19 protein-coding genes and 1 pseudogene are annotated in these 25,689 nt (G+C 36.5%); 7 read left to right on the top strand and 13 right to left on the bottom strand.

Annotated elements, in window-relative coordinates:
• Positions 1-33 precede the first annotated feature (33 nt).
• Positions 34-2,130 carry a glycoside hydrolase family 97 protein gene (locus G7051_RS10825; protein WP_166200213.1) on the bottom strand — a complete coding sequence of 699 codons (2,097 nt, stop codon included), beginning with the start codon at positions 2,128-2,130 and terminating at the stop codon, positions 34-36.
• A 298-nt stretch (positions 2,131-2,428) separates the two neighbouring features.
• Here G7051_RS10825 and G7051_RS10820 point away from each other — a divergent pair, with 298 nt between their 5' ends.
• Entirely contained in the window at positions 2,429-4,111 is a 1,683-nt protein-coding gene (locus tag G7051_RS10820; RefSeq protein ID WP_166200211.1) for a glycan-binding surface protein, read from the top strand.
• Between the two features lie 88 nt (positions 4,112-4,199).
• Here the strand turns inward: G7051_RS10820 and G7051_RS10815 are convergent, their stop codons facing one another.
• From G7051_RS10815 to G7051_RS10800, 4 genes are all read right to left on the bottom strand, one after another.
• Entirely contained in the window at positions 4,200-6,929 is a 2,730-nt protein-coding gene (locus G7051_RS10815; protein ID WP_166200209.1) for an alpha-amylase family glycosyl hydrolase, read from the bottom strand.
• A 164-nt stretch (positions 6,930-7,093) separates the two neighbouring features.
• On the bottom strand, positions 7,094-8,173 hold the full coding sequence (locus tag G7051_RS10810) for a SusF/SusE family outer membrane protein (RefSeq protein ID WP_166200207.1): 1,080 nt from the start codon (positions 8,171-8,173) through the stop codon (positions 7,094-7,096).
• Positions 8,174-8,290: 117 nt separating this feature from the next.
• Positions 8,291-9,847 carry a RagB/SusD family nutrient uptake outer membrane protein gene (locus G7051_RS10805; RefSeq protein ID WP_166114956.1) on the bottom strand — a complete coding sequence of 519 codons (1,557 nt, stop codon included), beginning with the start codon at positions 9,845-9,847 and terminating at the stop codon, positions 8,291-8,293.
• 13 nt (positions 9,848-9,860) lie between these two features.
• The gene (locus tag G7051_RS10800) at positions 9,861-12,902 is read right to left on the bottom strand and encodes a TonB-dependent receptor (RefSeq protein ID WP_166200205.1); all 3,042 of its coding nucleotides are present in this window, start codon (positions 12,900-12,902) and stop codon (positions 9,861-9,863) included.
• A gap of 458 nt (positions 12,903-13,360) precedes the next feature.
• On the opposite strand from G7051_RS10800, the gene G7051_RS10795 reads away from it, so the two are divergent.
• A complete protein-coding gene (locus G7051_RS10795) occupies positions 13,361-15,649 on the top strand; it encodes a GH92 family glycosyl hydrolase (protein WP_166200203.1) in 2,289 nt (762 codons plus the stop codon).
• A gap of 100 nt (positions 15,650-15,749) precedes the next feature.
• Here G7051_RS10795 and G7051_RS10790 read toward each other — a convergent pair whose 3' ends face one another.
• The 4 genes and pseudogenes from G7051_RS10790 to gadC all read right to left on the bottom strand — a co-directional run.
• Positions 15,750-16,253 (bottom strand): hypothetical protein, encoded by a 504-nt coding sequence (locus tag G7051_RS10790; protein ID WP_166200201.1) that lies wholly within the window; start codon positions 16,251-16,253, stop codon positions 15,750-15,752.
• A 79-nt stretch (positions 16,254-16,332) separates the two neighbouring features.
• Positions 16,333-16,737: a group III truncated hemoglobin gene (locus G7051_RS10785; protein WP_166114944.1), complete on the bottom strand. Its 405-nt coding sequence runs from the start codon at positions 16,735-16,737 to the stop codon at positions 16,333-16,335.
• Positions 16,738-17,009: 272 nt separating this feature from the next.
• A complete protein-coding gene (gene glsA, locus G7051_RS10780; RefSeq protein ID WP_166200199.1) occupies positions 17,010-17,975 on the bottom strand; it encodes a glutaminase A in 966 nt (321 codons plus the stop codon).
• 113 nt (positions 17,976-18,088) lie between these two features.
• A pseudogene (gadC, locus tag G7051_RS10775) lies at positions 18,089-19,537 on the bottom strand (putative glutamine/gamma-aminobutyrate antiporter GadC); the annotation flags it as partial.
• A gap of 201 nt (positions 19,538-19,738) precedes the next feature.
• On the opposite strand from gadC, the gene G7051_RS10770 reads away from it, so the two are divergent.
• Positions 19,739-19,942: a hypothetical protein gene (locus tag G7051_RS10770; RefSeq protein WP_166200195.1), complete on the top strand. Its 204-nt coding sequence runs from the start codon at positions 19,739-19,741 to the stop codon at positions 19,940-19,942.
• A gap of 410 nt (positions 19,943-20,352) precedes the next feature.
• Here G7051_RS10770 and tyrS read toward each other — a convergent pair whose 3' ends face one another.
• Positions 20,353-21,645, bottom strand: a complete 1,293-nt coding sequence (gene tyrS, locus G7051_RS10765) for a tyrosine--tRNA ligase (protein WP_166200193.1) — start codon at positions 21,643-21,645, stop codon at positions 20,353-20,355.
• Between the two features lie 607 nt (positions 21,646-22,252).
• Between tyrS and G7051_RS10760 the strand changes: the two genes are divergently transcribed.
• Genes G7051_RS10760 through G7051_RS10750 form a run of 3 tightly spaced genes read left to right on the top strand, consistent with a single transcriptional unit; the run spans position 22,253 to position 23,778 of the window.
• Entirely contained in the window at positions 22,253-22,465 is a 213-nt protein-coding gene (locus G7051_RS10760; protein ID WP_166200191.1) for a hypothetical protein, read from the top strand.
• Positions 22,456-22,995, top strand: coding sequence for a hypothetical protein (locus tag G7051_RS10755; protein WP_166200189.1), 540 nt, complete (start codon positions 22,456-22,458; stop codon positions 22,993-22,995). Before G7051_RS10760 ends, G7051_RS10755 begins: the two co-directional genes overlap by 10 nt.
• Before the next feature lie 6 nt (positions 22,996-23,001).
• A complete protein-coding gene (locus tag G7051_RS10750; protein ID WP_166200187.1) occupies positions 23,002-23,778 on the top strand; it encodes a hypothetical protein in 777 nt (258 codons plus the stop codon).
• A gap of 75 nt (positions 23,779-23,853) precedes the next feature.
• Here G7051_RS10750 and rplI read toward each other — a convergent pair whose 3' ends face one another.
• Genes rplI through rpsF form a run of 3 tightly spaced genes read right to left on the bottom strand, consistent with a single transcriptional unit; the run spans position 23,854 to position 24,936 of the window.
• Positions 23,854-24,297: a 50S ribosomal protein L9 gene (rplI, locus tag G7051_RS10745; protein ID WP_166200185.1), complete on the bottom strand. Its 444-nt coding sequence runs from the start codon at positions 24,295-24,297 to the stop codon at positions 23,854-23,856.
• A 22-nt stretch (positions 24,298-24,319) separates the two neighbouring features.
• Complete coding sequence (rpsR, locus tag G7051_RS10740; RefSeq protein ID WP_185099960.1) at positions 24,320-24,589, bottom strand: 30S ribosomal protein S18; 270 nt, start codon at positions 24,587-24,589, stop codon at positions 24,320-24,322.
• Positions 24,589-24,936: a 30S ribosomal protein S6 gene (gene rpsF, locus G7051_RS10735; protein WP_166114924.1), complete on the bottom strand. Its 348-nt coding sequence runs from the start codon at positions 24,934-24,936 to the stop codon at positions 24,589-24,591. The genes rpsR and rpsF overlap by 1 nt, the downstream gene beginning before the upstream one ends.
• A 162-nt stretch (positions 24,937-25,098) precedes the next feature.
• On the opposite strand from rpsF, the gene G7051_RS10730 reads away from it, so the two are divergent.
• The gene (locus tag G7051_RS10730; RefSeq protein WP_166200183.1) at positions 25,099-25,563 is read left to right on the top strand and encodes a MarR family winged helix-turn-helix transcriptional regulator; all 465 of its coding nucleotides are present in this window, start codon (positions 25,099-25,101) and stop codon (positions 25,561-25,563) included.
• Positions 25,564-25,689: the final 126 nt, after the last annotated feature.

Below are 25,689 nucleotides of genomic sequence, written 5' to 3'. Positions count from 1 at the left end.
TCGCCATGAAAAAAAAGAACTACTCTCTATTCATTATTTTATACTGATTGCAAGTCCTCCTCCGGGAGCTAACCTTTGTTTTAATTTGGTTTTGCTGGTTACCGGAATACTTTTGATTGTATAGCTTTGTGGGTTCTTTTCCCAATCTGCATCTTTACCATCAGCATACACTGTTGCTGTATATTTAACTCCTTCGGGTAAGAAACTGAAGTCGATTAATGCTTCACGCGCGTTTTCGTCGGTCACCCCACCGATAAACCATTCATTTTTACCTTTAGCTTTACGGGCAATAGTTACATAGTCACCCGGCTCCGCTTCCAATATATAGGTATTGTCCCAATCTACAGCTACATCTTTGATGAATTGAAATGCATCGGGAAAACGTTCGTAGTTTTCAGGCAGATCGGCTGCCATTTGCAGAGGACTGTACATTGTTAGATAAAGAGCCAACTGTTTAACCAATGTTGTACGCACTCTGTTATGATTATCCGGGCTGTAATATGTAAAATCGGTTTGGAATATACCGGGAGTATAATCCATAGGACCACCCATCATACGTGTAAATGGTAGAATAGTTGTATGCTCAGGTGGCAATCCGCCCATAGATTCAAACTCTGTTCCGCGTGCCGACTCTTGAGCCAACCAGTTAGGATAGGTACGATACAATCCTGTTGGACGTACTGCTTCGTGCGAGTTTACCATTATCTTATATTTAGCTGCAAGTTTTGCAGTATTGATATAGTGGTTTACCATCGACTGTCCATCGTGATGCTCTCCTTTTGGTCTGATTCTGCTCACATAACCCGTTTTTACAGCATTGTAACCATTGTCTGCCATAAATTGGAATGCGTCTTTCTGGTGACGCTCGTAATTGGCTACAGAACCTCCTGTTTCATGGTGCATCATTACTTTTACACCTTTCGAAGCGGCATAACGTTGCAATTCTTTTACGTCGAAATCAGGATATGGCGTTACAAAATCAAATAGGTATTCTCTTACAGGATTAATCCAGTCTTCCCAACCAATATTCCATCCTTCAACCAATACCTGATCGAATCCGTTTGCTGCAGCAAAGTCAATATATTTTTTCACATTCGCAGTATTAGCTGCATGTCTTCCGTTAGGAGTCAATTTGGAAAAGTCGGTCACACCCAATTTGATGTTGTTATCGTCCGAATAAGCCCATGAGCCTCTGCCTGTAAACATTTGCCACCATACACCGATGTATTTTGTAGGCTTAATCCACGAAACATCTTCGTAAGTACATGGTTCATTCAGATTTACAATCATTTTCGAAGCAAGTATATTACGTGCATCGTCACTTACAACGATGGTACGCCAAGGTGTTTGAGCGGGAGTATTCATATCTCCTTTATTTCCATATACATCTGGTACAAGGTGAGCACTGAATCCCAGTTTTTTATCGTCTACATTCAATTGCATAGCAGGATAATCAACTAATGCCGCCTCATGTATATTGATATACAAGCCATTATCGGACTTCATCATCAATGGGGTCTGCACCGCCAATGTTTTGATCGGAGATTGATCCAATACATGGTGGGTAGCCTCTTTCATAGCTCCTGCTATACCTGTAATTTTAGTTGTAGTATAGGCATATTCATTGGTATCATAGTCTCCTGGAATCCAAAAAGTTTTATTGTCTCCCGCCATGTTGAACTCTGTAAGCTCTTCTTTTATAACAAAAGTAAATAAGTCCTTTTGTTTCGGGAATTCATATCTGAATCCTAAACCATCATCAAACAATCTGAATCTGATATCTATAGATCTATTATCCTGAGTCAGATTTACTAACATTTCGTTATAATTGGTTCGAATTTCACTTTGTTCGCCCCAAACAGGTTTCCAAGTAGAATCTTCTGAGGTATACTTTACATCTACAACTTTAAAGTCTTTATCGAGTTGTCCTGTACCTGAAGCAATAGCGAATCCTAACTTACTGTCTTTAATGACATCTTTATTTTTGTAAGTAAGATTATAGGTAGGAACGCCCTGATCGGTCAACTGAAAATTCAGGACCAAATTTCCATCCGGCGACTTTAGCTCCTGAGCTTGTATGATTCCACAGAGGAAACACAAGCCAATAAGTAAAAGGGATTTTTTAAACATATCTATTATTTTTGAATTTGTATCTCATGATATATTAGGTGACAGACCTATTTTCGGTTATACAAAAAAAGCTTATTTAAGTCTGATTTACACTGAGCGATAGTGCCTAACTGACAATAAAAGGTTGCAAACGTTTGCAACCTGCAAACTAAGACAAGAGAGTAAATGATTTTGTGTATAACTCCCTACAAAAAAGTCGATTTATTCTGAATTCTGATCAGAGTCTTTTTAGCGAGGTAATTGTTACTAATTTTGATGCGATTTTTAATTTCTCAGAAAGAAACAGACACATTAAATTATGAAAAACTTATGCAAACTACTACCTTATTTGATATTCATTTCATTGCCCCTGATTAATATATCATGCAATGACGACACTATAATAAACGAAGGAGAGACTCGGGCAAAAACAATTGATATTGATGAAATTAAATTTACCAAAGGAGTAAATTTCTCCGGCTGGTTTTTAGCTGATTCCGTAGATGGAATATTGAAAACATTATATAAAAAGCCTGATTTCGAACAGGCAAAAAGCTTAGGTGTAGATATTATAAGACTACCTATTCGATTTTATAAAATGACAGGAGATGCTCCCGAATATAAAATCAAAAATGATTTTTGGGAAAAGCTTGATTATGCACTGAATTTAGCTGAAGAAGTAGGAGTCAATATTATCATTGATAATCATTCTTATTTTGGCTATAATACGTTTCCAAAAGCATATGGAGAGGCTCAAATGACAAAGGTATGGGAACAAGTTGCCAAACATTGTAAAGATCGACGGTTGAATGTTTATTATGAACTGATGAATGAACCCGATGGACAATATCTAAAAGAAAACTGGCCAGAGATACAAGGTCGGATGATTAAGGCAATACGTGCCATCGATTCGAAACATTATATTATAGTATCGGCAACCAGCACGCCTGCATTAAAAGACCTTCCCGATTATAACGATGATAAGCTCATTTATACATTTCATATGTATGATCCATTTTTATTTACGCACCAAGGTGCTGCCAAGACGTCCATTTTGAATGCAAGAAATATTCCATTTCCATACGATAGTAAAAGTATGCCCGAATGTCCCGAGTCGATAACCGACCCAAGCTTATACACCAACTACAGTAAAACAAGTACAGAGGAGTATATAAAGAATAATCTGAACAATTGGTTAGCTTTTGCCAAGGAGAAGAATATAAAACTGTTTTGTGGCGAGTTTGGTGTATTAATGACTTATGCAAACAACGACCAGAGATGCTCCTGGTATAAAATGGTTCGGGAATATCTCGAAGAAAATAACATTGCCTGGACAATGTGGGACTATCACAGCTCCTTTGGCTTATTTACAAAAGGTAGTGATGAAAGGTTTGAAACCGACCTTAACTTCGGATTAGTTAAAGCTTTGGGGTTTACAGCACCTCGTTCTTATAGCGAAGATTTCATTCCTGACATGCCTTTTTACTCGGATGATTTCTATTGGGGAATGCACGGTGTTAGTTCTGAGAATAAAACAAATATAAACTTCCATGATACCACTTATCCATACAAAGGGAAAAACTCTATCGGATGGACAATTGAGAAGAAATGGTCATCAATGGCAGTTGAAATATGGCCGGTGATTGATTTGTCTAAACATCTTAATGCAGGTTATCATCTTAAATTTGATATGAGAACCAATGTAGGTATTGACAACTTGCATATCCGATTTATTCAATATCAAACCAATTCCATACCTTGGCGAACTACATATATTTTGACTAAAAAAGATAATATCCGAACAGATAATGAATGGTTTGAAGTAACAATACCACTCTCCTCATTCAAGGAAAAAGGAACCATGGATGGTAATACCTGGCATACTCCAGCGGGGTTATTTAATTGGACACAAATAAACAAACTCGAATTTTCTACCGAAGGCAATGAATATGCTAGTGGAGCAAAAATCGCAATAGAAAATATTGTCATTACCGGTATTTAGAGGAAAGATTTCACTTAAAGATTGTTCTAAGATAAAATAACCCCGAGCTATATAGTTCGGGGTTATTTATTTTAGAAATTAATCATCCTTATTTCTTTATAAACTTTTGAGAAACAGCTTTACCGTCTAATTTCAGTTTTACGATATAGATACCTTTCGATAACGATGTTGTTTCGATAGACTGGGTATTTAATTTGTTCAAAAGAGCAACTCCCGATAAATCATAAATAGTTATCGATTTTGCTATGCCATCGGTATATTCAATACGATCGTCAAGAATTGTTACAGTTTGATTATCTGCATACATATCTTCGATAGAGGCAACACTCCCTTTATCTACGTAAAATTTATATTCTCCCGGAGCTAATGTCACCGAATAACTTGTTGAAGGGATAGTTACAGCGGCACCTGTCAAAGCATCATACCATTCGCCACTGCGAGGTAAGGTTACGGAAGCAGTCGCACTTACCACATCAAAATTACCCACAACAAAAGCATTGATATCCGTGCCTTTCCAAACGATATATTTTTGTTTTCCTTCTAATGAATAGTTTATATCTGTTGACTCGAATACTTTATTTTCGGTTTTCAGATTGATCAGTTTCGAATAAACAGAGTAAAGGTCTTTACGCTCTTTATTGTCATAATAGTCCCACCTGATTGGCTTTTCGGCAACACGGCAATCGTTCGAAATAGTAGTACCATCGCTACAGGTGTTTATCGAGTAGTCGTAGCCTAATTCTCCAAATTGCCATATCATTTTAGGTCCGGGTAAAGTCAGATAGAATGCTGCAGCAAGTTCGGCTCGCTTCAATGCTGTTGCCTCATTTTTAATATTGTATGTTCCCGAAGCATTTCCATATGCTTTGGCTTTAAATACAGCTCGTTCTTCGTCATGGCTCTCCATGTAAGCTACTAGATTTGGTTTTGTCCAGCCTCGTTTTGAATATATAGCCCACGATAAATCCGATTTATTACTCTCGGTATATCCCATTACTGCTTCACAATAGTTATTATTGATATTTCCCCAAAGCATAATATCGGCATCGGAAAGCACTTTTTCTTCGGAATTATCAGCCAGATGCTCCATTATGACAATAGCATCTGAATTGCGTTTGTAGATTTCAGAACTCATACGTTTCAGAATATCAATGCGCGACTGATCATATGCCCAACCATCTCCTACTTTATTGGTAAAACCTTTTGTAAAGTCGAATCGGAAACCGTCTACCTGATATTCTTTCATCCAATAGCTATTGATGCTATCAACTAAGGCTTTGGTTTGATCCGATTCGTGGTTAAAGTCATATCCCCAACTGTAAGAACTGTTTGGAGACTCTACATTATACCACGGATTATCTGCCGAAGGACGATTGTTTGCATTGTCCCAGTACATTTTCACGAATGGAGATTGTCCGTAAGAATGATTCAGTACCATATCGATTATAACGGCTATTCCTCTATTGTGACATTCGTCAACAAAAGCTTTGAAAGCATCTTTGGTTCCATAATACTTATCTACTGCAAAATAGAATGAAGGGTTATATCCCCAACTACTATTTCCTTCAAATTCATTAACCGGTAACAGTTCTATTGCATTTATACCCAAAGATTGAAGGTAGTCCAGTTTTTGCATAGTAGACTCGAAGCTATGCTCCGCAGTGAAATCACGAATCAATAGTTCATAGATAACTAACTTTTCTTTTTCGGCAGGGGTAAAATTCTTTGTTTTCCAGGTATATGGCGTTTGCCCTGTTTGAAGAACTGAAACGATACCCTCGGTCTTACCTTTTGGATAAGGTTTCAAGTTAGGATATACTGCGGCAGGAATATAAGAATCATTCCAAGGATCGAGTACTTTATCGGTATAAGGATCTGCCACTTTCAACGTTCCGTCTATTAAGTATTGAAAACCGTATTCTTTTCCTTTTTCTAAGTTTGAAACAGTTAACCACCAGAAGTCGCCTGCTTTATTGAACATGTAGGCATTATTGATTTTCCAGTTATTAAAGTCTCCAACCAGATATACATTACTCTTTTTAGGTGCATATAGTACAACAGTAGCTGTATTATCGTTTATATAATTAACTCCTGCTCTTACATTCGAAGGTAAGGGCAGGCTTACTTGGTCTTTCTTTACATTTACATAAATACTGTCTCTTACTGTAGACGGGCTTGTTCCTGCTTCTGCTATCAGCCAGAAAGCCCCTTCGGTTGAAAATTTATAAGTATATGATAAAGATGTCGAATTATCTACTTTTGTTAATTGAGTATCGTTCAGATAAAGTTTTAATGTAGTTATTTCCGAACTTGTAGTTTTTATAGCTAAAGAAGTATTCTTATCCAGCAATTGTTCTGTTTGAGGTGTCTCAAATGTTACCAATAGACCTTTTTCGTGTACATCTACTAATATGTCTTTGCCATTATCCTTTCCTTCCTTTGATCCGTCGGCATTACGGAATACAAAGGCTAGCTTCACTATTTTTTCACCTGCAGGAACACCATAATATAGGCGAGCACCTGAGGGCATTACTAATTTCCACTTATTCCCTCCGATGGAGGTTAATTTGTATTTTTCACTGTTATCTAACCAATTAGGTGCATATTTCCAATCGGAACTGGAGGCACTCTTATCGGTAATAACTCCTGTATGTGCATATACATCACCTGTATAATTATTAAGTGCAGTCGATGATGCATCGAATATAACTTCTGCAGCAACATCGTCCGTAAGAAAAGTAGGGTTTGTTGTTATAATCTGTGCCTGTATCCACAGCGGAACAAATAGCAGCAGGATAAAATAAATAATTTTCTTCATGGTATTCGTTATTAAATGAGTTTGTGGGCATCTTTAACAAAAGAAGGAGTAAATTAACTCACTCCTTCTTTTATTTTGACAATATTACTACATCAATATATTTAATTTATCCCCTTAATCAGGATATCTTATCTCAACTACATAATTGATTATAGTAAGTATCATTATTTGATAGTTCCGTTACCTGCTTTGAAATCAAGAGTTACTGTTTTACCGGCTTCTACTTTTACGCGATCTTGGTCACCACCTCTTCCACGATAAGAAATTTTACCATCTAGAATGATGAATTCTCTTGTCCACCAATCAGATCCTTTAACTCCTTCAGGCAATCCAGCATACATTCTTAGTTCTCCTGCACCGGTAGTTAATATAGATGTAGTTTTTCCATCATTGGTAAATACGAATTTATCTGCATCCCAACCACCGAAACAATCTCCCATGCCATATACTTTTGCCGGTGCAATGGTTATCTTTCCTGCTGTATAATCAACATAAACCATATATAACCCGTCAGCCGGTACAAAGGCATTTCCATCGGCAACTGTATAACCAGACTTACTTGCTAATTCGGCAAAATCATCACCCCAAGCTTTTTTCGGAGCCCATTTAAATCCATTCTTAGCAGTAAAATAGTTTATGCACCAGAATGCTCCATCAACACCATTTACAGGAACCATTGAAACAATACCGGGTGATGCCCAGTCCCAGTTTCCAAAATCTGCTCCAATCATATATAATGAAGATGTATCAACTGCTTTGTATGGTATAACTCTTGCCTGAAAGACATTAGATGCCGATGATGGAACCAGAATATTACCAATATGAGTTATTACACGGATTTCCAGACTAGATACACTTCCTACAGGAAAGCCTAAGCTATTAACTAGAATTTTATTTACCTCTTCAACATTCAGAGAAGCCGTATAATTAGTAAACTCAGCGTCCTCATTTACTGCAGCGACTTGCTGTAAAGTTTGCGCATTGGCAAAATTATTCCCTACTGTATCAACTTGTATCCAGTATGTTACAGCACCTACCATCAGATCGTTTTGTCTATAAGCTTTCCAATTCAATGTCAACATGGTTTCTGCTGCATTTGCCTGCTTTAATTCATAAAGCGTATTATTATCCGGATGAGTTAACTCCGAAGCCTTATATTGAGGAAGAACAGGATCTGTATCGTCGTTACATGAGACAAAAGCAAATATAACGGCCATTAAGAATAATATATTTTTTATTTTCATAATGCTTTTTCTTTATTAAGGTCTCAGACCTTTTTGTTACTTTGGCAAGTATAAGTACAGTAGATAATCATATTTACTTGTTGAAGTACTGTACTTATACCTTACTATTAATTAATCTTACTTGTATAATGGATTTTGTACCAAAGCAGGGTTACCTGTAAGATGTTTTGTACTGATCGGGAAAAGATTATATTTATCGTCTATATCAGTTCCAAGTTGCGATCCACCTTTCCATGCCCAATTGTAACCTTTGGTAAATTTACCAAAACGAATCAAGTCAGTTCTTCTTTGACCTTCCCAATATAATTCACGACCTCTTTCGTCAAGTATATCTTGTAGAGTAACAGATGTTGCTGCACTTAAACCTGTTCTTGGATGAGCATGTACTTTGTTATATGTATTAACCGCATTGGCATCACCCAATCGAAGTTCAGCCTCAGCTTGTATAAGTATTACATCAGCTAAACGGAATAGAGGGAAATCGGTATCAGCCCATTGTCCGGCACCATTCACATTTGCAGCACCATCCCATCCTTTATTTGTAAATTTCATCACAGACCAACCTTTGTTAAAGTTACCTAGCTCAGTCATATTCTGATCACGGTCTGTTTTAAAGAATAATGCTCGTTTATCATTGTTAGCGAATAGGCTCGACAATTGTTGAGTCGCTCTGTTTCCACTCCATGATGCAGTGAAATCTAATAAGCTAAGCATATCGCCACTTGTCGAAGATGCAATTACAAAGACGATTCCGCCCCAATCTGTAGCCAGTTTATTGTCATAAGGAAGTGTAAATATGATCTCTTTTGATCGGTTATTGTCTGCACAGAAAAGATTTTGATAATTGCCTTCAAGTTGTAATCCTGAATAAGAGGTTACTTTCTTAGCATATGTCAAAGCATCGTTCCAGCGAGCTTTTCCTGTATAAACTTCTGCATTAATATACATTTTAGCTAAAACAGTTTCTACAACCTGATTAGTTATCAATCCATAAGTTGAAGCAGAATGATCTAGTAATAAACCGCTTTTTTCAACATCCAATAATTCGCTTTCCACCCAATTGAACATGCCTTCGCGTCCCAATTGTTGAGGTATGTATGTCACCGGCTGTTCTTCGGTAACCCAACCCGGATTTCCGTAAACATCAAGAAGGAAGTAATAGTTCATTGCTCTTAGGACACGAACTTCAGCTCTTGAACGATCCAGATTAGGAACTTCTACTTGTGGAACTTGAGTATTCTTCAAAAATTCATTTGCAAATACAATATTCAACATACAGCGTTGATAAAGCATATATCCGATATAATTATCCGGAGTAAGCAATGTTTGAGAATAATTTTTCTCATCTAGATCACTCCAAGCACATTTTGCTTCGTCAGAGGTAAGTTCCTGTATATTGAAATATGTTCTTAGAAACGTGGTTTTTCCCTGGTCTGCAGAAGAAGGAATATCTCCGTCTTTATCGGGTCCTGTTATTCCTAATTTACTAAAACCTGAATATACTTTTGCTATCAACAGCGGATAATTATCAGCATCAGCATAAGGATCTAATTCGATATTAGGACCTTTAGGTACTGTATTCAAATCGTCAGTACACGAAGCGAATGGTATTGCCAAAGCGAATGACAACATTATATATAGTAATTTCTTACTTTTTATTATTCTATCTTTCATAAGTCTTCAATTATTAAAAGTTCAAATTCAAACCTAACATAAATATCAATGGTCTTGGATAAAAGTTATAATCGATTCCGTCATATACTTCAGGATCCAAGCCTCTGTACTTAGTTATTACAATCGGGTTCTGAACTATTCCATAAACACGAGCCGATGTTTTACCTCTAAACAGGTCACTAAATGTATACCCTAGAGTAATATTATCTATTTTAAGGAATGATGCATTTTGTATATAGTGATCCGACAAAGCCTGTTTCGACATAAAATTAGTTTCTAATGCTGATGTTGGTCTATTTGTAAGGAAGATATTATTAGCATAGATAGACGCTAAACTAATATCTGCATTATTTGCCTCTGTAGCATTATAAACATAATTACCTAAAGAAACACGTCCGTTAAACCCTAAATCCCAATTTTTATATGTCCATTTCGAATTGAATCCCATAAGCACATCTGCTGCCGGTTTCTTATGGTAATATAAATCATCTTCATTTATTACACCATCTCCATTTCTATCGACATATACACCTTCGAGTGGTTTTCCGTTATTATCATACACTTGTTCATATACATAATATGTTTTAGGAGCATACCCGGTCATATATACCTGAGCATTTTGACCTCCATCACCACCTGTTGATCCTGTTCCAATACCTGTAAACCCTGGATCTTGAGTAGCTGTCAACTTCGTGATTTCACTTTTATTATAAGCAACATTGAATCCTAATTGCCACTCAAATTCCTTTGAAACAATTGGACGGGCATTAATAGCAAACTCAATACCTTTGTTGTCCATTTCTCCAATATTTTGAGGCAATCTTTCAGCCGGACTTGTTCCTGCAATAACAGGAGCTTCTCTATTTAGTAGGTCTGTTGTCTTACGGAAATATACATCTACAGCACCATTGATACGGTTATTTAAGAATCCATAATCGACACCAAAGTTCCAAGTAGTGGTAGTTTCCCATTTCAAATCAGGATTGTAACCATTTGGTCTCATTAGTTTCACCCAATTAGTCGATCCATCGGGGTTTAATCCCATTGGATAATAGGCTTGTCCTTGTCCAATTTGATAAGAAGGAGTAGATGGGTAATAATAATCATCACCTAAATCCTGTTGACCTGTTTTACCCCATCCCACACGTAGTTTGAGATCACTTAATACCGATACATCTCTTAAGAATGATTCTTCTTTCATTTTCCAAGCTAAAGCAACTGAAGGAAATACACTCCAGCGGTTATCTGGGCTAAAGCGTGATGATCCGTCTCGACGAACTGTAGCTGTCAACAAATATTTATCATTAAATGTATAGTTGAAACGTCCAAAGAAAGAGATTAAATAATATTCTTTAAAATTATAGTAGTTTATACCGGGATTCATCTCAGCTAAACTTGAGTTATCTTCTTTTGAAACATACCATAAGCCTTGGTCGCTCGTTTTCTTATTATGTTGCCATGAGTAACCACCCATTACATCGAACTTACTCTTCAAAGATGTTACATCTTTCATGTATTGGCCGTAGAACTCCATTAACTGATTATTTCTGAAATTAGTGAAGTTTTTTCTTTGACCACTTTGCTGATCGTTTTCGCTATAAGCTGTAGGATTGAATGGGTCTTTAAAATCTGTACCGCCTGTTGTAGCAATATCCATACCCAAATTTAAGTTTAATCTTAAATCAGGGAAGAAGTGCAGTTTATAATCAGCCTGAACGTTTCCTACAAAATTTCGAACATTTGCTCTGTTATTTTGCATTTCAAGAATAGCCACAGGATTTTTACCTGCGATAGAAGCAAGTTTGCCTTCATCGTTTGTCCAAGTAAAATAACCACCCCATGGACTGCCATTCATTACAGGTTGTGTAGGGTCGAAACTTATAGCCGAACCGATAGCTCCGGTATCAGCAAAACGGGTATGAGAATACATACCTTTACCGTTAATATTTAATTTTAAATGATCGTCAAATAAAGTTGGAGTTAAAGAAACACTGGCCGTAACACGTTCCATACCTGAAGTACGAAGAATTCCTTCTTCATTTGTATAACCTACTGAGGTGCGGAATGGAACAGCTTTTCCTATTGATCCATATACACTTACATTTTGATCAGTATTAAAAACAGTTTGAAATATCTCATCTTGCCAATTAGTATTTGCTTCACCAAGTTTAGACATTACTACGCTATGTCTGTCATCACCGGTAAAACGGGTATCAACAAAATTACGATATTGATCGGCACTCAAAACATCAACGCTGTTTCTTCTTGTGCTTAATGAGAAGTTTCCGTCATACGTAACTTTTAACTTACCTCCGGTACCTTTCTTGGTTGTTATCAAAATAACTCCATTAGAAGCTCTCGATCCATAAATTGCTGTGGCTGATGCATCCTTTAATACTGTAAAGGTTTCAATATCATTAGGATTTAACAAGCTTAAAGGATTCGAAGATCCTGCAAGGTCGTTACTCATAAAAACACCATCGATAATAATCAATGGATCGTTAGTAGCAGTTAAAGAAGAACCTCCACGAATACGGATAGTAGCTCCATCACCTGGACGGCCTCCACTGGTTGTAACTCCTACCCCGGCAATTTTACCAGCCAACAGGTCTTGAGCTGTCGTAGCAAATCCGTGCTCTTTTTCATCGATTTTAACAGCAACAACCGATCCTGTAGCATCGTTCTTTTTTACGCTACCATAACCGATTACCACTACTTCACCGAGTAATTCGGTATCGTCCTGCATGACGATGTTGATTCTTTTTTGATTACCGACTGCAACATCTTGTGGTTTATATCCAATATAGGAAATAACAAGTGTGCTGCCTGCCGAAGCATTAATTTGAAAGTTACCATCAAAATCTGTTACTGTACCAGTTGTTGTTCCTTTTACAACAACACTAGCTCCAATAATAGCTTCGCCCTGTGAGTCTTTTACATTTCCGCTGATAGTTCCCACGGAACCACTTTGGGCATACGATGTTGCTAGAGACAATATTCCCATCAAGCAAAAGAGGAATATTGACATACAACTTTTTCTTACCTTTTCTTTCATGTGCAAATTATTAAGATTAACATTAATATGTTATTAATTTCATGGATAAAACTTGTTTCACTTTTTTAACAAGCCTAAATCATACTACAAATATGACATGTCGAGTTTGTATTTTATCATTAGATAACAATAAAACAAGCTTTTTGTTATGCAAACGTTTGCACAAACAACTAACGAAAATCGTTAACCATCTAATTTTGAGAAGATAGAGTATATAATTTTTATTTACTTTTTTTTAAGAATTTGGCAAAATTATAAATATTGTACATTTATTAAATAGTCGCAAATCCGACAGGATTTAACAGATATAAAGACTCTTCCTTTTATTTTTCGCAGAATTATGGCTAGATTTGTTATCAAAATAACTCCACTTTTAGTGGAGAGATCGTACTGCTATAAGGATATTTTTAATGCAGCGAATAATTGATACAAAGCAAAATCAATCTAAATAATAAATCATGAAGAGAATAAGCATTTACTTGTTTCTTACATTTCTTTGTGTCTTTGGGATAAAAGCCAATGACTCGAAAAGCCCTGTTGATTATGTCAACCCTTTGGTGGGAACACAATCAAAACATTCGCTATCCAATGGTAATACCTATCCGGCAATAGCTATGCCTTGGGGTATGAATTTTTGGATGCCTCAAACAGGAAAAATGGGTGATGGCTGGTCATACAGCTATGATGCAGACAAAATAAGGGGATTTAAACAAACCCATCAGCCAAGTCCTTGGATCAACGATTACGGGCAGTTTTCAATAATGCCGACTACAGGTAAACCAATATTTAATGAAACCGAAAGAGCAAGCTGGTTCTCTCACAAAGCTGAGGTTGCCAACCCTTACTATTACAGGGTTTATCTTGCAGACTATGATGTGGTTACAGAATTCACACCTACCGAAAGGGCTGTAATGTTCCGATTCACATTTCCCGAAAACAACAATTCATTTGTAACAATAGATGCCTTCGATAAAGGGTCTTACGTAAAAGTAATTCCGGAAGAAAATAAAATCATAGGATACACAACCAAAAACAGTGGTGGAGTTCCCGATAATTTCAAAAATTATTTCGTTATAATATTCGACAAGCCATTTACGTATGTATCAGCAGTAGCCGATAACAAAATTCTAGAAAAAGAGACTGAAGCTAAAGCCGACCATTCGGGAGCAATTATCGGATTCTCGACTAAAAAAGGCGAGAAAGTACACGCCAGAATTGCATCATCATTTATTAGCCCTGAACAAGCAGAACTGAATCTTAAAGAACTTGGAAATAATGATTTTGAGACGGTAAAAGCAAACGGAAAAAAGACATGGAATGAGGTATTGGGTAAAATAGATGTGGAAGACAACAACATAGATAATCTACGTACTTTTTATTCTTGTTTATACCGTTCTCTTCTTTTCCCTCGTAAATTTCATGAAGTAGATGCTAATGGAAAAATCATACATTATAGTCCTTATAACGGACAAATTCTTCCGGGGTATATGTTTACCGATACAGGATTTTGGGATACATTCCGTAGTTTATTTCCTTTTTTAAATTTAATGTATCCTTCTATCAACACACAAATGCAAGAAGGATTAGTTAATACTTATAAAGAAAGCGGTTTCTTACCCGAATGGGCAAGTCCCGGGCACAGAGATTGTATGGTCGGAAATAACTCGGCTTCTGTAGTAGCTGATGCTTATCTGAAAGGCTTAAGAGGTTACGATATCGAAACGTTGTATAAGGCTCTTTTGCATGGTGCCGAAAATGTGCATCCGAAAGTAGGTTCGACCGGAAGATTAGGTCATGAATTTTATAATAAACTTGGATATGTCCCTTACAATGTGGGGATCAACGAAAGTGCTGCACGTACTCTCGAATATGCTTATAACGACTGGACTATTTACAAACTGGGAAAAGAACTGAATCGTCCAAAAAAAGAAATTCAGGTTTTTGCCAAAAGAGCAATGAATTACAAGAATCTTTTCGACCATGAAACTAAACTGATGAGAGGCCGAAATGAAGACGGAACTTTTCAATCGCCCTTTAATCCATTGAAATGGGGAGATGCTTTTACCGAAGGAAATAGCTGGCATTACACTTGGTCAGTATTTCATGATCCTCAGGGGCTAATCAATTTAATGGGAGGAAAAAAGGAATTCAATACAATGATGGATTCGGTATTTATTATGCCTCCTCTTTTTGATGACAGTTATTATGGTACAGTAATTCACGAAATACGTGAAATGCAAATAATGAATATGGGACAATATGCTCATGGCAATCAACCTATACAGCACATGGTATACCTTTATAATTATTCGGGGGAACCATGGAAAGCTCAGTATTGGACGCGTGAAATTATGGATAAGCTTTACTCTGCAACACCCGACGGGTATTGTGGAGATGAAGACAATGGTCAAACGTCCGCATGGTACGTATTCTCTGCTTTAGGATTCTATACCGTATGTCCGGGAACAGATGAATATGTTTTAGGTTCTCCTTTATTTAAAAAGGTGACATTACATCTGGAAAACGGAAAACAGGTTATCATAAATGCACCCAATAACAACAAAGACAATATATATATTTCAAGTATGACTGTAAACGGGCAGCCTTATAGTAAAAACTATTTGACACACGAACAGTTATTAAACGGGGCTGTAATAGATTATAAAATGTCTTCGACACCTAATAAAGAAAGAGGAACTGAGGTCAATGACTTCCCCTACTCTTTTTCTAAAGATGAAAAATTCTAAATAATAAGAGTATAAATAAAAAACTCCCTCTAGATTTAAAGTCTTAGAGGGAGTTTTTTATTACTTTAAACTACCATCAATAGTTCAGCAGCCTGATAAATCAATTTACATTTGCACCCAAGTCCCTTATATAAGTGACTTCAACTAATACCTTTGTGACTAACACATCCCTTATCTCGGGAAGTAAATAGGGTATTTCACGGGCATAAAAGTCAGTATCATCACGCTTTAGGACAAAAATATTGTCATGCACTACAAACTCATACACCAAAGTCTTAGAAACGTTATCTAAATCGGTGTAATTTATGGTAAGTTTATTTCCTTCGATAGTATACGTCCCATCTATTTCTTCTCGATCAATATCTCTTATAACTCTAATTTTACCACCTACGGTGAAAATAAAGCTGATATATTCGGGACCACGATTCCTTATATGTGAATCTATAGTTTGATTTGCGTAAACATTGTTAGATTCAACCTGATAGGGAGTCGAATATCCAAAATTCCACCTTCCAATAATGCTTGTATTGACTGTTGAATCGTTATTACTGGAACAAGACACTAACAAGCATGTTGTCAATAATATATAAAGCAGATTTCTCATTTCAATTAGTTTTGTTTGTAAATGTAACAAAAAACCGAATAAAAAGTTTATCATCGGGTGAATGGTAACCACATATAAATCAGTCTATATCAAAAGACTGATCTTCTGATCGCCGATGAATATAGGCTAACTTCCCCTGAAACACATCGGCTATTTTATAGGCTCTTGACTTTGCCTCATTAGCAATTTCTCCGATAAAAAGATTATCTACGGTTTCTACGAAAAGAGATAGCCAACGTTCGAAATGTTCCTTTCCTATTGGTAGTTGAGCATGTGGAGGAAACGGATGCCCATTATAGGTTCTCTCGTTCAACAGGATACTTTGCCAGAAAGAGTACAATTTTTCTAAATGTTCAGGCCAGTGGTTTTGTATCTTATCATTAAATATAGGCCCTATCAGATCGTCTTTTTGCACCTTGGCATAAAACGTATTGACCATTTTCTTTATATCATCTATATTTTCAATATCTTTTATCTGTCTCATCTTTTAATAAATCTATTTACAAAATTGGTATAACCTTTTTCAAAGATACTATAAAAAAAATATCGTGTTGTAAAAAACTTTATACGACTTTAGATAAAACAAACAACAGAAAAAAAAGAAAGCACTCTATTGAATTTAGGATGTGAATACCAAGCCAAACATCTTAATAAGAATTCATATAGGAGAATAACCTCAAAAAGAAAAGCACCGTCTATCATAGATAAACAGTGCTTTTTATTATTGTTTCACAAGATCAACCTTATATTTATTTGTTATTCTGAAATCACTATATTTTCGCCACTAAATATATTAAGACTTAACTCATTCATAATATATTTAATCGCTAATTGTGCTTTAACTGAATTTCCTGAACCATCGAGAGGTGGAGCAAATGCTGAAATACCGAATTGTCCAGGCAATACCCCCATAACACCGCCTCCGACACCTGTTTTTGCAGGAATTCCGGAACTATACAGCCAATCGCCGGTATGTTCGTAAAATCCTACAGTAGAAATCATGGATGTAATTTTAGGAGAAAGTTCAGCCTCGAATACTTGCTTCTTTGTAACCGGATTAACTCCGCCATTAGCAATGGTTCCTGCTGCCACTGCCAGTTGTGTAGCTGTTATACCTAGCGAGCATTGACGAGTATATAAGTCGAGCGAAATATCCGGATCATCATATATCCTGTTGTAATTTTTCAGTAGCCATGCAATGGATCGGTTATTGTAATTAGTGTCTGATTCTGATTTATAAAGTTCCTCAAGCAATTCAGGAGCACCGCCACACAAATCGGTAACATTATCTACTATTGCTTTCCATTTTCCGACACTATCACCCAAAGGTTTAACCATACTACATGCTGATATTGCGCCTGCATTTACCAAAGGGGTCGACGGGTGATCAGCCTCCAGCAAAATAGCTACTATAGAGTTGAAAGGAAGCCCGGTAGCATCAGCACCAATCATATCCAACACTTTATCGGCTCCATATTGGCGCATAGCTAGTATGGCAGTATGAACTTTAGAAACAGATTCTATCCCGAATCGGAATGCAGTATCACCCACTTCTATTATTTGCCCATCGAGTAAACAGACAGTTATACCGAATAAGTTTTTATCGACGTTTGCCAGATAAGGGATATAATCAGCATTTTTGCCATCAGTATTACTTTTTACCTGCTCATAAGCTTTTTGAACGGTATCCTTTATTTGACTTATCGTTATTTTTCTTGTCATATCTTAATTGTATTAAAAGATAAATATTTGAGACAAAATAGGCTTTACCGAAATATTGAAATTTGACAAAACCTATTTTACTTCGATTGATTATCTGTGGTTGTAGATTTTCCCTCTTCCCAGTGGAACGGTTCAATATCGGTATTCGGATCTTTCCACGATGCCTTTCGCGATGCATAAATAAAGAATGGTACTATCACAACAACTAAAGCACCGCCAATAAGAACAGCTAACCACGTTGATAGTTCTATATTCGTCATTTGGCTAGGTTTGATAAAGCTTAAGAGAAATGCGATTAATGAACTTAAGAAACCTCCTCCCCCTACTATCCAAATCAAGACATTACTTTTTTTACCGATTTTGAAAGGACGGTCAATATCTTTCATTTTATACCTTAATACAATAGCAGCCGTAAACATCAACATATACATAATCAGATATAATAAGATCGTCAATTGCGATAATATCTGATAAAAGCTTTGTACTGATGGCATTACCACAAATAGCAATCCGAGTATGGATACAATACCTCCTTGTACAAATAAAATGTTCTTTTGTACACCGTTATTATTTGTTTTTTGAAAAAATGGAGGTAAATATCCTGCTTTACCTACTGCAAATACTCCTTTAGAAGGACCAGAAACCCAGGTCAATACACCTGCTAATACACCAAATGCCAATGCTACTGCAATTATCGGAGATAACCACGAAGCTCTGATGTAGGTAAAATAGTTATCGAATCCTACTAGTAAGCTCTGAGTTAGGTTAATATCTTTTTCAGGAATAATAATACCTAAAGCAAATGTTCCTAACACGAAAATAAGCACTGTTATTAGTGCTCCAACAAATATAGCTTTAGGATAATCTCTCCCTGGATTTTGCATGTCTGAGACATGGACACCACTCATCTCCATACCTGCATAAAAAAGAAATATACTAGATGCCAACACGATACTTCCTAAGCCATTAAATTCGGGAACAAAGCTTCCGCTAAAGTCTAAATTAGAATGTCCGCCTGTTGCTAAATAATAGATACCTAAGACAATGAGCAATCCTGCTGGTATAATAGTACCAACCAAACCGCCTACTTTAGCAACTTTTCCAACCCAACCCATTCCTTTCAACGAAATAAATGTAGCTGCCCAATAAATAACAAGCACTGCTATTAATGTGTAAAATTTGTTACTTGCCATAACTTCATCATGAGCTGAATCCATTCCAATAAATGCTAAAGACACCGCTCCGAATGTTAATACTGTTGGAAACCAGATTGTACTTTCTATCCATTGTAACCAAATAGCCAAAAAACCCCATTTTTTACCGTAAGCCTCGCCGACCCAACGGAATACTCCTCCTTGCTTATTTTTGAACATCGCAGCTAATTCAGCCGCAACCAAAGAGGTAGGTATTAGAAATACCAACGCTGCAAATAAATAATAAAATGCTGAGCTTAATCCATAAGTAGCTTCAGCAGGGAGACCTCTTAAAGACACAACCGCTGTGACATTCATTATCGCCAGCGTAAACACTCCCAATTTTACTGTTTGCTTAATATTTGCCATATATGAATAAGTATTTAATGAAAATTATATAAATTTAGTTATGACTTTCTCTTATAAACAAACTAACTTTCATTATGTTTTAAAAAAGAGTATTCAATAATGAATATACTATTTTTCAAACACTTATATAGATATTTGAAAATATAAGATTGTAACCTTTTTCATGGAATAGGCCTATCGTTATGCAAATAATGCTACATAATGGCAATTGAAACCATATCAAGCAAAAAATATAATTCAATAGAAAAAGTTTGGCATAAACCTCCTTCACTAAGTGTTGTGGGTGGCTATATACTCTACAGAATTAAAACGCAAAGATTGGGAAGATTGGGAAAGTATTCATGGGATTATCTGGTATTGAATTTTGATTTAGAAGAAGTGCGTAGAACACAATATTATCCATGACTCTCAAATAATCCACATATCAATGCAATATACCTCTTTTTTGGGGTTACTTAAAAACAAGAATGTTATAATAATATTAGAAAATACAGGTATTGAAATCTCCGATACATATAAAAAAAGTTCTGAGAGTAATAAAATTCATCTATCTATGAGGATAAACCAATTAGGCATGATCTAAGTTTTATGAAAGAACAAAACAACTCCCCCCAAAAAGAAAAACGACTGAATATCTTATTGATATCCAATCGTTTATTTTCTTAATCAGTTGTCTCACCAGGATTCGAACCTAGACAGGCAGTACCAAAAACTGCAGTGCTACCATTACACCATGAGACAAACATTTGCTTTTCTAAAGCGATACAAAAGTATATAATCAATTTGACATATGCAATACCTAAGCTATACTTTTTTTATTTTGCAATCAGTAAATAGTAGTTTTTCTTGCCTTTTTGAGCCAAAATATATTTACCGTCAATCAGATACGAATGATCAATAATTTCATCAGAATTTTCTAATTTATTTTTATTCATCATAACACCTCCTGCTTGTACCATCTTACGCATCTCTCCTTTGGAAGGAAAAACCGTTGTTACCTGTGTCAATAGATCAATTGCAGAAATTCCATCCTCCAATTCTACCTTGCTTACTTCAAATTGAGGAACACCTTCAAAGACCTGCAACAAAGTTTCTTCGTCCAATGTTTTCAAGGCATCTGCTGTAGAACTGCCAAACAATATACCCGAAGCATCTACTGCAGCCTCATAATCTTGCTGAGAGTGAACCATTACGGTTAATTCCTGAGCTAGTCTCTTTTGCAAGGGACGTAGGTGAGCCGCTTCTTGCTGAGCAAGAACCAAAGCATCAATCTCCTCCTTAGATAAGGATGTAAATATCTTTATATATCGTGCAGCATCTTCATCGCTGACATTCATCCAAAATTGATAGAACTTGTATGGAGAGGTATAGCGACGATCCAACCAAACATTACCCGATTCGGTTTTCCCGAACTTGGTTCCATCCGCTTTTGTAATCAAAGGGCATACCAAAGCAAAAGCTTCACCTCCTGTTTTTCGGCGAATCAGCTCAGTACCGGTAGTTATATTTCCCCACTGATCCGATCCTCCCATCTGGATACGGCAGCCTAATTCACTATATAAATGTAAATAATCATATCCTTGCAACAACTGATATGAAAATTCGGTAAATGACATTCCTTCGGATGATTCTCCACTTAATCTTTTCTTTACCGAATCCTTCGCCATCATATAGTTTACAGTAATATGCTTACCTATATCGCGAATAAAATCAAGAAAAGTAAAATCTTTCATCCAATCATAATTGTTTACCAACAAAGCTTTATTGGGTTTATCTGATTCAAAATCCAGAAATTTAGCCAACTGCTTTTTGATACTCTCCTGATTGTGACGTAAAGTTTCCTCGTCAAGTAAATTTCTCTCTTGCGATTTCATAGATGGATCACCAATCATACCTGTCGCTCCCCCTATCAAAGCGATAGGACGATGCCCGGCACGCTGAAAGTGTTTCAAAATCATCACTCCTACAAGGTGACCAATATGCAATGAATCGGCAGTAGGATCGATGCCAAGGTATCCCGAGGTCAATTCTTTTTGTAGCTGTTCTTCTGTACCCGGCATAATTTCTTGAATCATACCACGCCATCTTAATTCTTCAACAAAGTTCATCTATATATATTTATTGTTTTTCACAAAAGTACGACTTCTTTTTGATTCTAAAAAAGTATGTGCTGATAAAACAAAAACAACCCACATACAGCTACAATGTTTATAAAAGGATTTTGATTCTAAAAATATTTTCTATATTTGCATCTGTAAAATAACTGTTTACAAAAACAATGGCATCTAATTTAACAAACATACCAGTCTACAAGGATCTAAATTTTAACTATTTAGGTTTGGATATATGCGTTGAAATATTAGAGAGAGAGAGAGAGAGAGAGAGAGAGAGAGAGAGAGAGAGAGAGAGAGAGAGAGAGAGAGACTAACTAACAACAAGCAGGTTAGTAATGAAAGTATTTTAGGCGGACTCTTCCGTCTTTTTTTGTTTTCGCGTCATAAGCACACAAGCTTACCGCATTACGAATATTTCCCCAATAAATATATCAATAGTTGTTTCGGTACACACCTTCATGTAACTGATTTGTTTTTTGTTGTCGTTCAAAATCAGCAAGAAGAAGATGTTTACCTAGGGTACAACTATGTCCGGCAGTGGTATGTAGCGATTACATGCTACTGCCTTTTGTTTTTAAATCACACTAAATATATAATAACAATGAAAAAAATCGTTTTACTGATAATGGGATTATTCTTTATTGGGCTAATGCAAGCTCAAGTTGGAATAAACACACAATCCCCGCAAGGATTGCTGCACATCGATAGCCGTGGAGATACAAACGGCAACCTCAATGTTAGCGACGATGTTGTTGTAAACAAGTACGGCAACACAGGGGTGGGAACTACAAATCCGCAAAAAAATTGGAGATAATAAGTTCAACTCCGGGAGCAATCCGAATAGCAGATACAAGTGAAGGCGTTACAAAAGTGCTCACCAGCAGTTCAACCGGTGCAGTTACCTGGGTAAATATAATAGGTAGCTGGAATGCTTCGCTTACAGGAGGGAATCTACCTTACACGACAACAACAGCCTCACGAAAAATCAACTTCACGGGTGGAACCATATCCAAACCCGGTGTGGGCAGTATCAATATCGCCAACGGCAGCATAACAATACCCTACACAGGTGCTTACAGACTCACCCTATTTGGCACATCACTAATGAACAGAGCCAGCGGATATTTTATAGCCGGATACTATGCTGTCAGAAAAAATACCAGCAGCATTTGGAGTCCCCATTCACTGGGATACACGCAAATATCATCATCGCCCTACGTCAGCTACTACTCATTTGCATACTTGTCTCAAAACGATGTATTAGATGTTTACAGTATAGAAAATTCGGTAGGTTATGCAAATGCGGTATCAAATCTAACTCTCTTTGTAGAATTTGTAAAATAAAAAATCATGAATAAAATAATCCTTACATACATTTCACTATTGATATGCAATATATGCATGGCTCAAATAGGAATCAACACCGAAAATCCCAAAACATTACTTCACATAGATGGGGCTTCGACTCCTGCAACCACAAACCCTCCAACAGGCAATATCACAACAGCTCAGGCTGCAGACGATATAGTTATAACAAATCAGGGAAATGTAGGCATAGGAACCATAGCCCCTACAACAAAATTGGATATTATCAGCCAATCGGCAGGAGGAGCAATAAGAATAGCAGACACCACAGAGGGAGTAGGCAAAATGCTCGTATCAGACGCAAACGGAGTAGGTACATGGGGATCGGTTATAGGGTCATGGTTTGCCATACTCAACGGTAGCTGGCCTATAACCTATCAGACATCGACCACAATTCGCCAATTAACCAACTTCACCACAAGTGTAATCTCAAATGCTTTACAAGGAAGCGCAAATAGCAGTACGGGAACTATTCAGGTTCCATACTCGGGAAGATACAGGGTTACTATAACCGGGCACTGGGGAACAAACAGAGTAGGTAACAATCCTTACCTGGTTGCTCCGCATATATATGTAAATGGAACTTCAGTATGGAACGGAAGTATTGTGGGATATAGTAACACTTGGGGAATAAGCCCCACTTTTGTATCTATCCTAACTTTTACGGCTGGAAACAATATTACAGTACACACTAACGAAACCAGTGCTAGTAATGCAAATATGGTAGATCAATGTTCTTTGATTCTCGAATTTATTCAATAAACACACACTATTTAATAATACAAAATGGGCTGCCCTTTTAAAGAGCAGCCCATTTTTATTTTATATAAAAGGTCCTTATTCCGAAACTACTTCGAAAGGAATTTCTACTGACACTTCTTTGTGAAGTTTAAGTAGAGCTTTATAAGAACCAACTTCTTTTACAGCTTCCTTAATAATGATTACCTTACGATCAACACTATAACCTTTTTTCTCCAAAGCTTCTGCTATTTGGATATTAGTAACAGATCCGAAGATTGTTCCTGTTGAACTTGTTTTTGCACCGATAGATAGAGTAACGCCTTCAAGTTTAGCAGCAAGGTCTTGCGCATCTTGTTTGATTTTCTCTAATTTATGAGCACGTTGTTTCAAGTTTTCAGCCAACATCTTTTTAGCAGATTCTGTAGCTATCACAGCTTTTCCCTGTGGTAAAAGGTAGTTACGTCCATAACCATCTTTTACAGTTATCACATCGTCTTTGTAACCAAGATTGGCAACGTCTTCTTTTAATATAACTTGCATATCTTTTTCCTCCTTTTTTTAATTATTTCATCATATCAGTAACGTAAGGAAGCAATGCTAAGTGACGAGATCTCTTAACAGCTTGCGCTATACGACGTTGAAACTTCAACGATGTTCCAGTAATACGACGAGGCAAAATTTTACCTTGTTCATTTAAGAATTTTTTCAAGAATTCTGGATCTTTGTAATCGATATACTTGATACCATTCTTTTTGAAACGGCAATATTTTTTCTTCTTCACATCCACTGAAGGGGGAGTCAAATATCTGATTTCTGATTGTTGTGCCATGATTAATTTTCTTTTTTAGTTGTTGATCTAAGATTTCTTCTTTTTTCAGCATACTGATGAGCATACTTGTCCTGACGGAAAGTTAAGAAACGAATAACTTTTTCGTCACGACGAAATTGTAGTTCCAACTTAGCAATTACCGATGGGTCTGCATCAAACTCAACAAATGCGTAAAATCCTGTAGATTTTTTTTGAATAGGATAAGCTAATTTCTTTAGCCCCCAATTCTCCTCACTAACAATCGTAGCACCTTCCTCAGTCAGAATGCCTTTGAATTTTTCTACCGCTTCCTTCATCTGAACATCAGACAAAACGGGAGTCAAAATGAAAACGGTTTCGTAATGATTCATAAATAATTTAATATAAACTTGTTAAACAATAAAGTTTTTCGAGCCGCAAAGGTAAGACAATATGCTCTAAAAACAAAATATGGAGTTAAATATTTCATCTAATCTAAAGATATTATACCTTTGTGAATCTTCTGGACATAATTTAAGGGAAAAACAAAAGATATGAATCAAGAGAACGAAAATAGCGAATTAATAGAATTGGAGTATATTTTCCCAATCATCAACGGCAAGGTCTCGATGGCTATTAATCGGAAAATGTACCGTAATTTCCGGAAACATGGTTTGGATATCACTCCGGAACAATGGACGGTTCTTTCATTCTTATGGCGTCAGGATGGTGTTTCTCAGCAAACACTCTGTGATGCAACGTTCAAAGATAAACCCAGCATGACTCGTTTAGTGGACAATCTCACTAAATTAGAGCTAGTAGAACGCAGATCAACACCTACAGACCGGAGATCGAATCAAATATATTTGACGGAAAAAGGAGCAAGCATCAAAGAGAAAGCCAATGAAGCTGTCAATGAGACCATGCAATACGCTTTTGCAGGAATAGATCAGGAAGGTCTCAACCAAGTACGCTCAATGCTGAAGATTGTATTCAATAATATACAGGAAACTTTGTAACATCGAGCATTTCGTGACATTAAGTGAGCAAAAAGACGCCAAAGACAGATCTACGTAAGAGAATAATCAAGAAATAATAAAAAGAACCGGAGATAATATTAATTATCCCCGGTTCTTTTTATTTAT

This window comes from Dysgonomonas sp. HDW5B (assembly GCF_011299335.1).
In the GTDB taxonomy this organism is placed as follows: domain Bacteria; phylum Bacteroidota; class Bacteroidia; order Bacteroidales; family Dysgonomonadaceae; genus Dysgonomonas_A.
The sequence above is the reverse complement of the archived record's forward strand: the minus strand, read 5'-3'. Positions and strand labels throughout refer to the sequence as shown.

Excerpts from the sequence above, each read along its gene's own strand:
- G7051_RS10825 (WP_166200213.1), bottom strand. The coding sequence starts at position 2,130 with ATGTTTAAAAAATCCCTTTTACTTATTGGCTTGTGTTTCCTCTGTGGA.
- G7051_RS10800 (WP_166200205.1), bottom strand. The coding sequence starts at position 12,902 with ATGAAAGAAAAGGTAAGAAAAAGTTGTATGTCAATATTCCTCTTTTGC.
- G7051_RS10820 (WP_166200211.1), top strand. The coding sequence starts at position 2,429 with ATGAAAAACTTATGCAAACTACTACCTTATTTGATATTCATTTCATTG.
- tyrS (WP_166200193.1), bottom strand. The coding sequence starts at position 21,645 with ATGAACTTTGTTGAAGAATTAAGATGGCGTGGTATGATTCAAGAAATT.
- G7051_RS10790 (WP_166200201.1), bottom strand. The coding sequence starts at position 16,253 with ATGAGAAATCTGCTTTATATATTATTGACAACATGCTTGTTAGTGTCT.
- G7051_RS10770 (WP_166200195.1), top strand. The coding sequence starts at position 19,739 with ATGGCAATTGAAACCATATCAAGCAAAAAATATAATTCAATAGAAAAA.
- G7051_RS10785 (WP_166114944.1), bottom strand. The coding sequence starts at position 16,737 with ATGAGACAGATAAAAGATATTGAAAATATAGATGATATAAAGAAAATG.
- G7051_RS10750 (WP_166200187.1), top strand. The coding sequence starts at position 23,002 with ATGAATAAAATAATCCTTACATACATTTCACTATTGATATGCAATATA.
- rpsF (WP_166114924.1), bottom strand. The coding sequence starts at position 24,936 with ATGAATCATTACGAAACCGTTTTCATTTTGACTCCCGTTTTGTCTGAT.
- glsA (WP_166200199.1), bottom strand. The coding sequence starts at position 17,975 with ATGACAAGAAAAATAACGATAAGTCAAATAAAGGATACCGTTCAAAAA.
- rplI (WP_166200185.1), bottom strand. The coding sequence starts at position 24,297 with ATGCAAGTTATATTAAAAGAAGACGTTGCCAATCTTGGTTACAAAGAC.
- G7051_RS10805 (WP_166114956.1), bottom strand. The coding sequence starts at position 9,847 with ATGAAAGATAGAATAATAAAAAGTAAGAAATTACTATATATAATGTTG.
- G7051_RS10810 (WP_166200207.1), bottom strand. The coding sequence starts at position 8,173 with ATGAAAATAAAAAATATATTATTCTTAATGGCCGTTATATTTGCTTTT.
- G7051_RS10730 (WP_166200183.1), top strand. The coding sequence starts at position 25,099 with ATGAATCAAGAGAACGAAAATAGCGAATTAATAGAATTGGAGTATATT.
- G7051_RS10795 (WP_166200203.1), top strand. The coding sequence starts at position 13,361 with ATGAAGAGAATAAGCATTTACTTGTTTCTTACATTTCTTTGTGTCTTT.
- G7051_RS10760 (WP_166200191.1), top strand. The coding sequence starts at position 22,253 with ATGAAAAAAATCGTTTTACTGATAATGGGATTATTCTTTATTGGGCTA.
- G7051_RS10815 (WP_166200209.1), bottom strand. The coding sequence starts at position 6,929 with ATGAAGAAAATTATTTATTTTATCCTGCTGCTATTTGTTCCGCTGTGG.